General features: G+C 73.4%; 14 protein-coding genes. 2 read left to right on the top strand and 12 right to left on the bottom strand.

Annotated features, from left to right (window positions below; translation table 11 throughout):
• Window positions 1-30: 30 nt before the first annotated feature.
• Window positions 31-1,248, bottom strand: a complete 1,218-nt coding sequence (locus tag ACFCY1_RS20395; RefSeq protein ID WP_375875467.1) for an alpha/beta fold hydrolase — start codon at window positions 1,246-1,248, stop codon at window positions 31-33.
• Between the two features lie 106 nt (window positions 1,249-1,354).
• Here ACFCY1_RS20395 and ACFCY1_RS20400 point away from each other — a divergent pair, with 106 nt between their 5' ends.
• Entirely contained in the window at window positions 1,355-2,005 is a 651-nt protein-coding gene (locus ACFCY1_RS20400) for a TetR-like C-terminal domain-containing protein (RefSeq protein WP_079272854.1), read from the top strand.
• Window positions 2,006-2,119: 114 nt separating this feature from the next.
• On the opposite strand, the gene ACFCY1_RS20405 is transcribed toward ACFCY1_RS20400, so the two are convergent.
• The 8 genes from ACFCY1_RS20405 to ACFCY1_RS20440 all read right to left on the bottom strand — a co-directional run bounded on the left by ACFCY1_RS20405 (window position 2,120) and on the right by ACFCY1_RS20440 (window position 10,150).
• On the bottom strand, window positions 2,120-4,531 hold the full coding sequence (locus ACFCY1_RS20405) for a tetratricopeptide repeat protein (RefSeq protein ID WP_375875468.1): 2,412 nt from the start codon (window positions 4,529-4,531) through the stop codon (window positions 2,120-2,122).
• A gap of 13 nt (window positions 4,532-4,544) precedes the next feature.
• Entirely contained in the window at window positions 4,545-5,162 is a 618-nt protein-coding gene (locus ACFCY1_RS20410; RefSeq protein ID WP_375875469.1) for a DUF6879 family protein, read from the bottom strand.
• A complete protein-coding gene (locus tag ACFCY1_RS20415) occupies window positions 5,155-5,424 on the bottom strand; it encodes a hypothetical protein (RefSeq protein ID WP_375875470.1) in 270 nt (89 codons plus the stop codon). Before ACFCY1_RS20415 ends, ACFCY1_RS20410 begins: the two co-directional genes overlap by 8 nt.
• Window positions 5,425-5,601: 177 nt before the next feature.
• The gene (locus tag ACFCY1_RS20420; RefSeq protein WP_375875471.1) at window positions 5,602-6,258 is read right to left on the bottom strand and encodes a LuxR C-terminal-related transcriptional regulator; all 657 of its coding nucleotides are present in this window, start codon (window positions 6,256-6,258) and stop codon (window positions 5,602-5,604) included.
• Window positions 6,222-7,568, bottom strand: a complete 1,347-nt coding sequence (locus ACFCY1_RS20425; protein WP_375875472.1) for a histidine kinase — start codon at window positions 7,566-7,568, stop codon at window positions 6,222-6,224. Before ACFCY1_RS20425 ends, ACFCY1_RS20420 begins: the two co-directional genes overlap by 37 nt.
• 561 nt (window positions 7,569-8,129) lie before the next feature.
• On the bottom strand, window positions 8,130-8,795 hold the full coding sequence (locus ACFCY1_RS20430) for a hypothetical protein (RefSeq protein ID WP_375875473.1): 666 nt from the start codon (window positions 8,793-8,795) through the stop codon (window positions 8,130-8,132).
• Window positions 8,796-8,887: 92 nt separating this feature from the next.
• Entirely contained in the window at window positions 8,888-9,427 is a 540-nt protein-coding gene (locus tag ACFCY1_RS20435) for a hypothetical protein (protein WP_117486830.1), read from the bottom strand.
• Between the two features lie 135 nt (window positions 9,428-9,562).
• Entirely contained in the window at window positions 9,563-10,150 is a 588-nt protein-coding gene (locus ACFCY1_RS20440; RefSeq protein ID WP_375875474.1) for a restriction endonuclease, read from the bottom strand.
• Window positions 10,151-10,562: 412 nt separating this feature from the next.
• Here ACFCY1_RS20440 and ACFCY1_RS20445 point away from each other — a divergent pair, with 412 nt between their 5' ends.
• On the top strand, window positions 10,563-11,003 hold the full coding sequence (locus tag ACFCY1_RS20445; protein ID WP_375875475.1) for a hypothetical protein: 441 nt from the start codon (window positions 10,563-10,565) through the stop codon (window positions 11,001-11,003).
• A 48-nt stretch (window positions 11,004-11,051) separates the two neighbouring features.
• Here the strand turns inward: ACFCY1_RS20445 and ACFCY1_RS20450 are convergent, their stop codons facing one another.
• From ACFCY1_RS20450 to ACFCY1_RS20460, 3 genes are all read right to left on the bottom strand, one after another.
• Window positions 11,052-11,492, bottom strand: a complete 441-nt coding sequence (locus ACFCY1_RS20450) for an SRPBCC family protein (RefSeq protein ID WP_375875476.1) — start codon at window positions 11,490-11,492, stop codon at window positions 11,052-11,054.
• A 145-nt stretch (window positions 11,493-11,637) separates the two neighbouring features.
• On the bottom strand, window positions 11,638-12,567 hold the full coding sequence (locus ACFCY1_RS20455; RefSeq protein ID WP_241853195.1) for a DUF5133 domain-containing protein: 930 nt from the start codon (window positions 12,565-12,567) through the stop codon (window positions 11,638-11,640).
• A gap of 100 nt (window positions 12,568-12,667) precedes the next feature.
• Window positions 12,668-13,639 (bottom strand): SigB/SigF/SigG family RNA polymerase sigma factor, encoded by a 972-nt coding sequence (locus tag ACFCY1_RS20460; protein WP_375875477.1) that lies wholly within the window; start codon window positions 13,637-13,639, stop codon window positions 12,668-12,670.
• Window positions 13,640-13,658 lie beyond the last annotated feature (19 nt).

The raw sequence follows: 13,658 nt of genomic DNA on the forward strand, positions 1-13,658 counted from the left end.
CAGCGGTGACGCCCTCCCGTCCGACCCCCGTCAGTTCGTGGACCGGGTGGCCCCGGCCAGGGTGGTGTCCAGCCAGTCGAAGGCCACCTGGTGGAGGCGGAACATGGCGCCCATGTGGCAGTGCTCGCCCGCGCCCTCGGCCTCGGGCAGGGTGACGAGCGTGTGCGGGCAGGTCAGCGCGGCCCGGACCTGCTGGGGCTGGCCGCGGAAGAACTGGTCGTTCTCGGCGTCCAGGACGAGGGTGGGGCAGTCGATGAGCCGGGCGACGCCGTCGAGGGTGTAGTCGGCGGTACGGCGGATGTAGTCCGCCACCGACGCGGCGCCGAACGTCCACACCCCGTTGCGCAGCGCCCAGCGCACCTGGGTGCTCACCTGCATGAACAGGCCCATGACGGGCTCCACGAGGTCGTCCCGGCCGGCCTCGATCCACTCGCGGAGGAACGGCGGCAGGAACCGGTCGTGGGCCTCCCGGTAGTTGTAGACGCCGTCGTCCAACACCAGGGCGGCCAGGCGGTGTTCGTGGGCGGCGGCGCGGGCGGCCAGGTAGCCGCCGAGGCTGTACCCGAACAGCACCAGCCCGTCGGCGGCGATCTCGGGGCGGGTCAGCGCGTAGTCGACCACCGGGGTCACCACGGCCTCCCAGTCCGGCCGGAAGACCAGCTGCTGCTCGCGCAGCACCGCACCCTGGCCCGGCCCGTCGTAGGCGAGGACGTTGTAGCCGCGGCGCAGCGCGGCCGCGGCGACGGCGAAGTACGCCTCCTCCAGCGTCGAGTCGAAGCCGCTGGTGAACAGGACGGTGGGGCGCCGGGCGCCGGAGTCGTCGACGAGGAACAGGTAGCCGGGCAGGTGCGTGCCCTCGTAGGGAATGGTCACGGCCTCGACGGGGGTGTCCATCAGGGCCGCCGCGGCGGCGAAGGTCTCCCGGGAGAGGGCGGACAGGCCCTTGGCCTCGGGGTCGTTCGCGGGGTCGTCGCGGCGGTAGAACTCGGCGGTGCGGTAGTAGTTCGACGCGCGCAGCAGGGCCTCGCGGGCGCTGACCCGGTGCCCGGCCGCCAGGGCGCGGCTGCCGATGCCGTGGACGCGCTCCGCGGTGGCCTTCCACTCGCGCAGCCAGGCCTCCTCGTCGCCCTCGCCGATGTTCCGGGCGGTGGCCACGACCTCGCCCAGGTCGGCGCCGCCGTAGTCGGCGAATCCGGCCGCCCGGAGCGTCTCGAAGGAGAAGGACTCGTCCTCGAAGAGGAATCGCATGGTGCACTCCCGGGGTCTTGGCGAGACGGAACCGTTCCGTCTCGTCTATGACGCTAGCCCTCACCCAGTCGAGACGCAAGCGTTCCGCCTGATGTAGGTTCGGGGCATGCCCAGCACCCCCGCGCCCCGGCCGGCCTCCGACACCTCCGCGGCCCCCGACGCCGCCACGCCCCCCGCGCGCCGGACACCCGGCGGGCCGGTGCTCCAGGACTCCGTGACCGAGGCGATCGCGGCCGCCTTCTTCGAGGAACTGGCGGCCGTCGGCTACGCCCGGCTCTCCCTGGAGACGGTCGCCAAGCGGGCCGGGGCGGGCAAGGCCGCCATCTACCGCCGCTGGCCGTCCAAGCTCGACATGACCGTCGCCCTGATCCGCGCCGTGGCCGTGGACGCCTCCGAGATCAAGGACACCGGCACCCTGCGCGGCGACGTCCTCGCCTTCCTCACCGCGACCGCGGACGCGCTCCGCCACCCGCTCCCGGCGAAGATCATCCCCGACCTGCTCGCCGAAGCCGTCCGCACCCCCGAACTCGCACAGGTACTGCTGACCGCCGTCCGCGACCCCCGCCGCAGCAAGGCCACCGACCTACTGGAACGAGCGGTCGACCGCGGCGAACTCCCCGCCGACCTCGACCGCGAACTCGCCCTCGACCTCCTCGCCGGCCCGCTGTACTGGCGCCTCGCCGTCGTCCACACGGCGACCGCCCCCGACTACCTCGACCGCCTCACCGACAAGCTCCTCGCCGCCTTCGCCGCCTGACCGCCGAGCCACCGCCGAGGCGCTCGCACACCAGACCCGCTCCGGCCTCCACCGACCCCCGAACCACCAGCGGCCATGGCAGCCCCCTGCACCCGCGACGCACCACAGCCGCGGTCAGCCCGCCTCGGCCCGCCGCGCGATCCGTTCCCGCGCCGCGACCGCCCGCGCGTCCTCGTACCCGTCCAGCAGTGCGAGCGCCTCCGTCCGGTGCCGCCGGGCGGCCTCCGGCTCCTCCGCGGACACCGTCGCCGCCAGGGCGTCGAGGGCGAGTGCCTCGTGCCAGCGGTCGCCGAGTTCGTGGTGGGCGGTAGCGGCCCGGCGGAGGAAGGCGGCGGCCTCGGCGTGACGGCCGAGGCCGCGGTAGGTCTCGCCCGCGCCGTACCAGGCGAGGGCCTCGCGGCTGCGGTCGCCGAGGCGGCGGTGGAGGACGGCGGCGCGCTGGTAGGAGTCGAGGGCGTCGGCGGGTTGGCCGTCGGCCCGCTGGGCGTCGCCGAGGGTGAGGAGCCAGAAGCCCTCCAGGCGGTGGTCACGGAGGTTCAGGGCGATGTCGAGTGCCGCGTGCGCCGAGGCGAGTGCGCCGGCCTGGTCGCCGCCCTCGCGTCGGATGTCGCTCAGCAGGCGCAGGGCGTTTCCCTCCCCGCGCTGGTTCTTCAGCGCGCGGTGGGCGGCCAGCGCCTGACCGACGGCGGCCGCGGCCTCGGGGAGGCGTCCGGCGCGGTAGTGGGTGCTGGCGAGGTTGGCGAGCGTGGTGGCCTCCCACTGGGCCTCGCCCAACGGCCGGAAGGCGGCGAGGGCCTGCTCGAAGTACTGTGCGGCGTCGTCCAGTTGCCGGCCGTGCAGGTGGACGAGTCCCAGCAGGTTGAGCGAGTGCGCCTCGTCGAGCACGTCGCCGCGTTCGCGCCAAAGCGCCAGGGCTCTGCGGTGGCACTCCAGGCTGTCACCGAGGGAATTGACCCGGGTGTGCCCCATGCCGAGGTCGGTGAGCAGCAGGGCGCGGGCCGCGGTGTCGTCCAGGCGTTCGGCGGCCGCCAGTCCGAGCCGGCCTGCCGGGAGCCAGTCCGCGCCGGGGGCGGAGGGTGCCTGGGCGTTCCAGAGGACGGCGGCCAGCTGCCAGGTCCGCCGGTCCTCGCCCGCGGCGGAGGCGGCCTGGACGGCCTGAAGGAGGTTGACGCGTTCGCGTTCGGCCCAGTCCACGGCGGCGTTGTAGTCGGCGAAGGCCGCCGGCCGGACTCCGTCGGACACCGGGTCGAGCGGTAGCCGGGCCTCGGCCGGCCGCAGCCACCGCTGGGCGGCGTCGGCGGTGTGCAGGTACCAGTCGAGCACCCGGCGCAGGGCCGACTGGCGCTGTGCGGGGGCTTCCTCGTGCTGGGCCTGGTCGGTGGCGTAGGCGCGCAGGAGGTCGTGGAACTGGTAGCGGTCGGGCGCGCTCTGCTCGACGAGGTGGGCGCCGACGAGGGAGTCGAGGAGTTGCCGCGTCCGGCTGGGGGTGAGGTGGGCGAGGGCGGCCGCGGCGTGGAGCCCGAAGTCGGGGCCGGGGTGGAGGCCGAGGAGCCGGAACAGGCGGGCGACCGGGTCGGGCAGGGCCCGGTAGGACCAGGCGAAGACCGTACGGACGGCGTCGGCGTCCTCGTCGTCGCCCACGCTGAGGGCGTCCCAGAGCGCGGACTCGTCGCGGAGGTCGTTGATCAGGTCGTCCAGACCCATGTGCGGCAGGCTGGCGGCGCGCTCGGCCGCGATGCGCAGGGCCAGCGGCAGTTGGGCGCAGAGGCGGGCCAGTTCGGTGAGCTTCGCCGGGTCGTCCTCGGACCGGTGCCCGGCCGTGACGGCCCGCAGCAGGGCGACGGCCTCGGCCTCGGGCAGGGTCCGCAGGGTGAGCCGGCGGGCGCCGTCGCGTACGGCGAGACCGGACAGTCGGCTGCGGCTGGTGACCAGGACGAGGCTTCCGGCACTGCCGGGCAGGAGCGGCCTGACCTGCTGCGCGCTGGCGGCGTTGTCGAGGACCACCAGGACGCGGCGCTCGGCGAGGAGGGAGCGGTAGAGGGCGGCCGCCGCGTCGGGATCGGGCGGGACGGCCTGAACGGCGACGCCGAGGGAGGTCAGGAAGCGGTGGAGGGCCTCCTGGGCGGTGACGGGCCGGCCCGGATCGTAGCCGCGGAGGTTGACGTACAACTGGCCGTCGGGGAAGCGGTGCCGGGCCTGGTGGGCCCAGTGCAGGGCGAGCGAGGTCTTCCCCGCGCCGGCGGTTCCGGCGATGACGACGACGGCAGCGGCGGCGTCGGGGTTCGGGTGATCGCCCGCCAAGGCGTCGTTCAACTGCTGGAGTTCGACCGTACGGTTGACGAAGCCGCGTACGTCTGCGGGCAGTTGACGCGGAGTCGGGGTGCTGTTCGGCCGGTCGGGTCCGCCGTGGAAGTGGATGCCTCCGCTGACGTCCCTGGCCTGGACCACGTCCTGGGCGGAGGACCCGGACACGGTGGAGCGCGTGCTTCCGGGGTCGCCGGTGGACCCGACGTGCTCGTCTGCCACTGCGCTCCGTTTCCTATGCGGGTGGGAGGAGGTGTGCGGCTTCACGTTCGAAGTACGCCAGAACGTCTTCGCCCACCCGGTGGAGATCCGCGAGATATCCCTCCCACCGGAGGACGAGATCGGGATCGGTGTACCTGATCGCACCGGCCGGAATTCCCGCCTCCGAATACCGCACCTGATAGAGCGTACGGCCGCCGAGAACGACGATTTCCGGCAGCTGTCCGAATTCCTCGGAATCGGCCAGTTCCGCGGCGTCGACCATACGGACGCGCTCCCCGCATTCGGCTCGGATCCGCAGCGAGTGCAGCTGCCAGCGCAGGTAGTCCGTCCATGGCCGCTCGACCACCCGCACCCGGTGGAAGAAGGACCGCCGCGCCGCGTCCTCCCGCCCGATCGCGAGCAGCGCCGGGCGCCGCTCCTCCAGGAGTCGCAGCGCCTCGCCCCAGTCTCCGCGCCGGGCGGCCTCCCAGCTCGGACTGCCCTGCTCCTCGAAGTACTGGCGTCGCTCCAACTTCCACGAGTCCCGGCCGCGGATCAGCGCGTCCCGCTCGCGGAAGTCACGCTTGTAGTCGTCCCGGGCGAGGGGCTCGCCCCACTCGGGCCGCAGCTCGGGGGCGTTCCGATCAGGCATCCGGGATGTCCGTCTTCGCCGTGCTCACCATGAGGCCGGGGATGACGACGAGCCGCTCACCCGGGCCCAGGACGACGCCTTCGGGGAGCCGCCCGCGGTAGTCCTCCGTGAGATCGCGACCGATGACGGCGACATCGCCATTCGAGAGCTGCCAGATGTCCGGGCATTCGTCCTTTCCGTCGGACGATCCCAGTTCCTTGGCGGATTTCCCGAGGCGCTTCTGCAATGAAGCGGAAGGATCGGCTTCCCATCGGCGAGCCATGCCTGCCCCCATTGGTATTGCTCTCGGCGCGGAACCATGGTTGCCGCATCTTACACCTGATGGGGAGTCGGGAGAATGTTCAGTACATTCGCCATGTACTCCTAAATGATCACCATCGCGGGCACATCGGTCCCCTGTGCGACAGAGACTCCGGGCACGTGGGCGTCGCACGCCGCCTCAGGGCGTGCGCGTCCCGTCGAGGTAGGCGAGGACGGCGAGGACGCGGCGGTTGTCGTCGTCGGAGGCGCCGAGGTTGAGCTTGGCGAAGATGTTGGAGGTGTGCTTGCTGACGGCGCCCTCGCTGAAGTGCAGCCGTTGGGCGATGGCGGCGTTGGAGCGGCCTTCGGCCATCATGGCGAGGACGTCGCGTTCGCGCGGGGTGAGGAGGGCGAGGGGCTGGTCGTCGGCGTTGCGGGCGAGGAGGCGGGAGATGACCTGGGGGTCCATGACGGTGCCGCCGGCGGCGACGGTGTGGACGGCGTCGACGAACTGGTCGGCCTTGGAGACGCGGTCCTTGAGGAGGTAGCCGACGCCACCGGTGCCGTCGGCGATCAGCTCCCGGGCGTAGAGCTGTTCGACGTGCTGGGAGAGCACGAGGACCGGCAGGCCGGGCCGTTCGCGGCGGGCGGCGAGCGCGACCTGGAGTCCCTCATCGGTGTACGTGGGGGGCAGGCGGACGTCGACCACCGCGATGTCGGGGCGGTGTTCGACGATGGCGGCGGCCAGTTCGGGGCCGCTCTCCACCGCTGCGACGATCTCGTGCCCGTGGGCACTGAGCAGCAGGGAGAGGCCGTCCCTCAGCAGGACGAGGTCCTCGGCGAGGACAACACGCACGGTAGCTCCATGATCAGCCTGGTCGGACCCCCCGGGGGGCTGGTCAGCGTGAGCGTACCGTCGAACGCGGCGAGTCTGCGCCGGATGCCCCGCAGGCCGCTGCCCCCGTCGGGGTCGGCGCCGCCGCGGCCGTCGTCGGTGACTTCGGCGCGGAGCAGTCCGGCGGCGTGGGTGAGGTGCACGGTGGCGTGCCGGGCTTCGCCGTGCTTGACGGCGTTGGTGAGCGCCTCGCTGACGGCGAAGTAGACCGCCGACTCCACCGGCGCCTCGGCCCGTCCGGGCAGTTCGGCCCGGACCTCGACCTTCAGCGGGACATCCAGCGCCAGCGCCCGTACGCCTTCGGCGAGGCCGCGTTCGGCGAGCACCGGCGGGTGGATGCCGCGGACCAGGTCGCGCAGTTCCTGGAGGGCCTGGGTGACGTTCTCCTGGGCGTCCGTCGCCACCTGCTTCGCCTGGCCCGGGTCGCGGTCGACCAGTGCCGCGACCGCGCCGAGGCGCAGGCTCACCGCGACCAGTCGGGCCTGCGCGCCGTCGTGCAGGTCCCGTTCGATCCGGCGCAGTTCGGCGGCCTGGGCCTCGGTGGCGTCCAGCCGGATCTCGGTGAGCTGCTCGACCCGCCGGGCGAGCCGCGAGCGTTCGGTGGGGCCGAGGAGGGCGCGGGTCCACCGGCCGTGCAGGCGCAGCGCGGGCCGGGCGAGGGCGAGTCCGGCGGCGATCGACACCGGGCCGAGGAGGCCGAGGAGCAGCGCGACCGGGCCGCCGAACGGCAGGTCGTACGGCAACGGCGCCTGGACCATCCCGTACAGGCCGGCGCCGACCAGCAGCACGGGCGCGGCCGCGATGCCGCCGCCGACCAGCGGGTCGGCGAGCACCCAGAGGACGTCGCGCCAGGTCGCCGGGTCGGTCCAGAGCCAGCGGACGTCGAGGGACATGCCGGCGAACCAGCGGTTCCGGTGGTAGTCGTGGCCGGTCCAGTACCAGCCGTGGAGGGTGCGTTCCAGGGCCGGGCGAGGCCGGTACGGCGGCGGTACGGGCACCTGCGACCAGTGGCCGGCCGCCCACCGGGCGGCCCCGGCGGCGGAGCGGACCATCCGGGTGGCGGTCGGGAAGAACGGGAAGATCCCGAGGCAGCCCCAGATCACGAACGACAGCAGGAAGGCCGCCGTCAGCCCCACCCCGACCGGTATCAGCAGCGTGAAGGCGGCGAGCCGCCCGAGCGCCCGTACGGCGGCGCGCAGCTCGCGCGCGGCGCCGCGACCCGGTTCGGCGGTGTCCGGCTCACGGGCGGCTGGGGTCTGCGGGCTGCTCACGGGGCCTCCGGTCGGATTCGGTCGTACGCGCCGTTCATGATCGCAGCCGTCCGCTCGGACGTCCCCCCGGGCACCACCCCCCGCTGACCGCGAGTCAGCCGGCACGCCCCCAGCACGAACCCGACCGCCGACGGCAGGTACCGGGCCAGGAACCAGCCCCGATTGGCCGGCGCGAAGACCGACCTCCCAGCGCCACCGCGCCCCGAACCGCTTGCGCAACCCCGACAGCCGCAACACCGGAACCCCCGCCCCGCGCGCACCGTTCCGTACACCTCGCCCTCCCCGCATCACACGCCCGCCCGCAACCTCGGACGGCACGCGATCAACGCTAGGGACGGCGGCGCGACGACAGAATCCACCTGCACCCCGGCCAGGGGTGGGGCTGGACCCACCCCGCCCCCAGCCCGCCGACGACGCTGAGGACCACTCAACGGGGGAACTCGCTTGGCGTGATCGAGGACAGCAATGCCTTAGCCTCCGGCCACCCCAGATCGCCAAGGCTTCTCCCCACACGCGCGGGGCAGTCGGCAGCCACAGCTCTGACGAGAGCCATGCACCACCTCAGTCGTCCGCCACGGCCCAGCCCACCGCATGGGCCCGCGCCGCGACGGCGTCGAAGCTCGCGGTAGCCGACAGCGCGGCGACCATACGGCGGTCGAGCGGAGCACCCTTCAGCACGGCCTCCACCGCCTCCCGGTCGACGGGCCGTTCGTGATACTCCTCCGCGAAGTCGATGAACGCCTGCGCGGGATCGGAACCGGTGAGGATGTCGAACAGCCAATCAGCGCCGTCCGTCTCCCCCTCGGCGAATTCGACCGGACCGCACCGCCATCCGCCGGACCCGGCCTCGTACCAGGCACACACGGTCGCGTCGAAGAACCCGTCGAACTGGAACTCGGGCGCCTGCGCGAACTCCGCGAGCGATTCCGGCAGGCCGTCCAGCAGACCGGGCCAGTGCGCGCGTTCGTCCTCCCGCCACGGGGAGGCGTCGCTTTCATGGTCGAAGCCGTAGAGGAACACCCCGTCCGGACCGAAGACGATGTCGTACTGGTCACCGGACCCGTTGTCCATCCCGGCCAGGTCGACGCCCGGACGCCAGTCGGCCACGAACGTGTGGCTGGGGCCGCCGGGCGCAGAAACGATCGTGTCCAGCAACGCCACCGCGCGGCAGCGGGCTCGCAGTTCCTGGGGTTCGGGAAGGACGGCCATGAGTTCGTGAACGGACATGGCGCACACTCAACAGCATCCCTCTGACATTCCGCCGGATCAGCCGGACCCGCCGGCAGGTCCGAGCCCGGAACACGGCGCGGTCCTCCTCGTCACGCGGCCTCGACCTTGACCATCGCGTCGCCGGCAGCGGCCGCCTGGGCGAAGTAGTCCTTCAGCGCGCGCAGGTCGGCGCTCAAGTCACCGGCCCACGCCTCGGACCACGGGGTCGCGAACCCGAGCGACGCGACCTCGTCCGCCAGCACGGCGTCCACGGTCCCCACCAACTCGTCGACGCCCACCGCGTCCAGGAAAGCCGATGCCGTCCGCACCTCATCGGGTCGAAGCACCCAGACCGCCATCTCGCCGAACTCTGCGTCGCAGTCGGGGTCTCCCTCGACGGCCGTCCGTTCCTCACCACCGAACACCGGCAGTTGGGCCGCTCTCAAGTCCGGGCCCGCACCGCCGACCGCCTTCATCAAGGCGACGTGCATCAGGTATCCGTTGCGCTCCACGGCCAGCACCGCACCGGCCGCGTACAGAGGGCCGAAGTCGTCATCGGACCAGCCGGGCACCAGGGCGCGGAGCTCCGTCGGCGACAGTTCGTCCAGCACCGTTCCGTCCACCCGCCGCCAGAAGAAGTCCACACTCATGCCCCGCACCCGTCCTGCTCTTCGCCACCTGGACGGCCTCCGATATCCGTCTCGCCGTCAGGTTAGGCGGACCCTCCGACAGCCACCGCCTTGGGAGAGCGGGCGGCATGGACGGACTACCCGAGTCCCGGTGACTCAGACCCAGGGTGCCCCGCCCCGACCGTCCGCCCACAGGGCGAGCGCCCGCTGGTCGACGGCGCGGATGCCGACCTGGGCGCAGAACGCGGCGGCGGCCTTGGTGAAGGAGCTGGTCGTCACCACGGCGGCCAGGTCGCAGTGGTGCACATCGCGGTAGGTGCCGTTGACCTTCTGGACGTCCTGGGAGCCGACGAACGTCCTCGGCCCGTACCGCTTGGCCTGGATGAGGATCCGCTGCCCGGCGGGGGTGGTGGCGAGGACGTCCGCCGCGAGGTCTCCGGCCCCGCCGACCACCTTCACCTTCGTGCAGCCGTCCCGGCGGCACAGGTCGGCCAGCGCGTGCTCGAAGGCCTTCGGGGTCATCGCCAGGAACGGCCCGATGTGCCGCAGTCGGGCGGTCCGCGCGTCCAGTTCCCGCTGCCGGGCCCGCGCCCGCGAGCGCAGCACGGCGGCGCCCGCTCCCGCGCCGACGATGAGGAACGCGGCGACCAGCAGCAGGTGTTGGGCCAGCCACTGGACCACCATCGTGCCCAGCACGACCGCGACCAGCGCGGCCGCCCCCAGCAGCGGTGTGTTCTGCTTCAACCGGCGGGCGACGGTCGACCGACGTCGCCGAACAGGCCTACGGGCCACGGCACTCCCCCTCACGCCACGGTGTCCGGACGAGCCTAGGAGCAGCCGTCCCCGTACGCCCGCGATCCGGACGAACTCCTGCGCCTGGGCGGCCGAGTTGACCGGATTTCGGCATCGGCGGCCGAACCGTCCCCTTCAGTGGCCGCCCCCGCGCCTGCGGGGAGGACGCCCTCCGACCTGCACCGCACTACAGCCTTTGCCATTTCTTGACTATGCTGCGGTGCCGAGGCCGCCGGGTCGGGCGGCGTCATGGGACGTGCCCGTCGCGCGGTCGTGCCATGCCTCCAGTAGCGATGGACCGCTGTGGTCCGGGCTCCCCGGGCGTCGCAGTACAGAACACCGAACTCCCGGAAGGCTCCCCACCATGACCGCTCTCTCCTGGCTGTCGCGGGCTGCGACGACCGTGCTGCTGATCCTGGAGACGGTGGCGGTGGTGATGTTCTTCTGCATCGCGGTCCCGTTGTTCTACAACGGCATCGGGTTCGAGGACGAGGTGGCGCCGAAGCCGCAGTGGGTGCCGTACGTGATGGGGGCCGCCGGGTTCGCGATGGCCGGGATCAACGCGTTGGCGGTGCGCGGGGTCTGGCGCCCGCGGCCCGGCTGGAGGCTCCTGGCGGCGGCGGCCGGGGTGCAGGTGCTGCTGCTGGCGTTCACCGCGCTGTCGGGCGAGTACCTGTTCGGGATCTTCGCGGCGGCGGCGCTGCCCGCGCTGGGCTCGGTGGCCGCGTTCGCGCACTGGAGCGGCCTCCGCCGAGCCGACGCGATGGCCGACGCGGGGGCCGACACGATGGCCGACGCGGGCTGACGGGGCCGCCGCGGGCCGACGGAAGCCGCACGGGCCGCCGGAGCCGGCTCAACCCGCCCCGCCCCTCCCCCGCGCGCGTTCCTCGACGTACTCCTTGAACCGCCTCAGGTCCCCCTTCACCCGCCGGTCGACCTCGCCCCGGACGTCGGCGGCCTGCTCCCCCGGGCCCGCGGGCCGGAGGTCGACGGCGAGGGTGACCCGGGTGTGGCCCGGGTCGAGCCGCCGGAAGGTCACCACCTCCTTCCGCTCGGCCTCGCCGTCCATGCCCCGCCAGGCGATCAGCTCCTCCGGTTCCTGGTCGACGATCTCGGTGTCGAACTCGCGGGTGACGCCGTCGATGTTGGTCTGCCAGTGGTTGTGGCGGCTGTCGAGCCGGCTCACCGAGTCGACGCCCTCCATGAAGCGCGGGAACTCCTCGGCGAGCGTCCACTGGTTGTAGGCGGCGTGCAGGGGGACGGCCACGTCCACGGATTCCTTCACCATGCTCATGACGACCTCCTCGTACGGCGCGGCCGGGGCCTTCCCGCCCGTCTGCTCGCGCCCGTCTGCACGCCTTCCGCCCCCCTTCCTGTACGCCTGCCCGTCCGGCACCGGTGCAACCGTCCGGCACCGGCGCAACCGTCCCGCGCCCGCGCTACGAGCCGCCCCGCTCGCCGGGCGCGGTGCGCGGCCGGTCGCCGTCGGCGAGGTGCCGGGCCACCGTGGCGAGGTCGGTGCCCAGTCGCTGGGCGGCTCCGACCAGCAGGCTCAGCGCGGCGTGCGGGGTGACGTCGAACCGCTCGGCGGTGAGGCCGATGGCCAGGCCGGTGGCGTGCCGGCGGTCGAGGAGGTCGGCCACGGCCCGGGACAGCGCGAAGCGGTCGAGGGCGGCCGACGCCTGGAGGGCGAGCACCTCCACCAGCCCGAGGGCCGGTGTGCCGGGGTCGACCGGGGTGCGCAGGTAGGCGCTGAACACGGTGCAGCCGTGCGGGTGGGTGCGCAGGTGCGCGCCGGCCACGGCCCGTACGCCGCAGCGCCGGGCGCGGTCGGCGAACCGGTCCGGCCGGCCGGGGTCGAGCCGGACGACGATCTGGCCCTCGCCCTGGCGGCGGAGCCGGGGCAGCGGGCCGGCGTCCGCCCCGCTCTGGGCGCGTTCGAGGGCGAGCAGGTAGGACGGGGTCGCCGCGAAGGTCTCGACCGATCCGTCGTCGTGCCAGGTGCTCACGGCGGCGCCCACGCAGTCCGGGACGGTGACCCTGGTCAGCTGCACCACGTCGTGCAGGCTGGGGAGGGGCGCGGCCCGTACCCGCTCGCGGGCCGCGAGGTCGCCGAGTTCGGCGAGGAGCGCCGCCCGGGCCCGGTCGGTCGCCGGGGCTCCGGCCGCCGCGCCGCCGCCGTCGGCCGGGCCCTGACGGGCCAGCAGCATGCGGGCCCGGGCGACCGCGCGGACGGCGTCGGCCTCACCCGTGTAGATGCCGATCGTGTAGCAGACGTCGCGCAACCGCTGCCGGGCCTCCGGCGAGCTCGACGGGGACAGGGCCTCGTACTCCGCGACCAGTCGGCCGAGGGCAGCGACATCCACCATGGGCATGAGCACCTCCGTGTGTTTACGGAAAGTATGCGCCGATCACGCAGCGAAACCGCACCCCGGGTCCCCACCCCGCACGTCGGCCCGCCCGACCGCCTCAGCCGGTGCCCTCGCGCCCGCCGCCGGAACCGCTCCCGGGCCCGCCGTCAAGCCCGCCCCCGGAAGCGACGGCCTCCGGCTCCCCATCACCCCACCCGGGCGCGTCCCGGTCCTCCAGTTCCTCGCGCAGCCAGGCCAGGGTGGCACTGAGCAGCCGGGAGACGTGCATCTGGGAGACGCCGATCCGGTCCGCTATCCGGGACTGGGTGCACCCGTCCCAGAACCGCAGCTTGAGGACGGTCTGCTCACGCTCCGGCAACCGGGCCAGCAGCGGGCGGACGGCGGTGCGGAAGTCGGCGAGTTCGATCCCGGGGTCGCAGCCGCCGAGCCGGTCGAGCAGGGCGCTGCCGGTCTCGTCGGTGTCCTGGTCGCGCAGCGCGTCCAGGGAGTTGGGGCGGTAGACCCGGCCCGCCAGCAGCCCCTCGGTGGCCTGTTCGACGGTGAGGTGCAGGTCCTCGGCGATCTCCTCGGGCCGCGGCAGCCGGCCGAGCTCCTGCTCCAGGCGGTCGGAGTCGCGGGCGACGGACAGGTACAGCTCCTGCATGCTGCGCGGGACGCGCACCGGCCAGGAGGTGTCGCGGAAGAACCGCTTGATCTCGCCGGTGATGGTGGGGATCGCGTAGGTGACGAACTCGACGCCGCGCCGCGGGTCGTAGCCGTCGACGGCCTTGATCAGGCCGATCGTGCCGACCTGGAGGATGTCCTCCATGTCCTCGGCCCGGTGGCGGAAGCGGGCGGCGATGAAGCGCACCAGCGGCATGTTGAGCTCGATGATCGTGCCGCGGACGTGGCTGTAGGCGCGGGTCTCCCGGACCAGCCCGGCCAGCCGCTCGAACAGCGCGTCGCTCAGCTCCCGCGCCTCGGACTTCCCCATGCGGCGGAGTTCGGCCGCCGTGGGCCGTCGCGGGAGGTCGGGCGGCAGGCCCGAGGGGGCCGCTTCCCAGCCGGCTGTTTCCAGGTGGACGGACACGTGATCGCTCCTGGGCGCC

The sequence above is a fragment of the Kitasatospora sp. NPDC056273 genome (assembly GCF_042268845.1).
Classification (GTDB): domain Bacteria; phylum Actinomycetota; class Actinomycetes; order Streptomycetales; family Streptomycetaceae; genus Kitasatospora.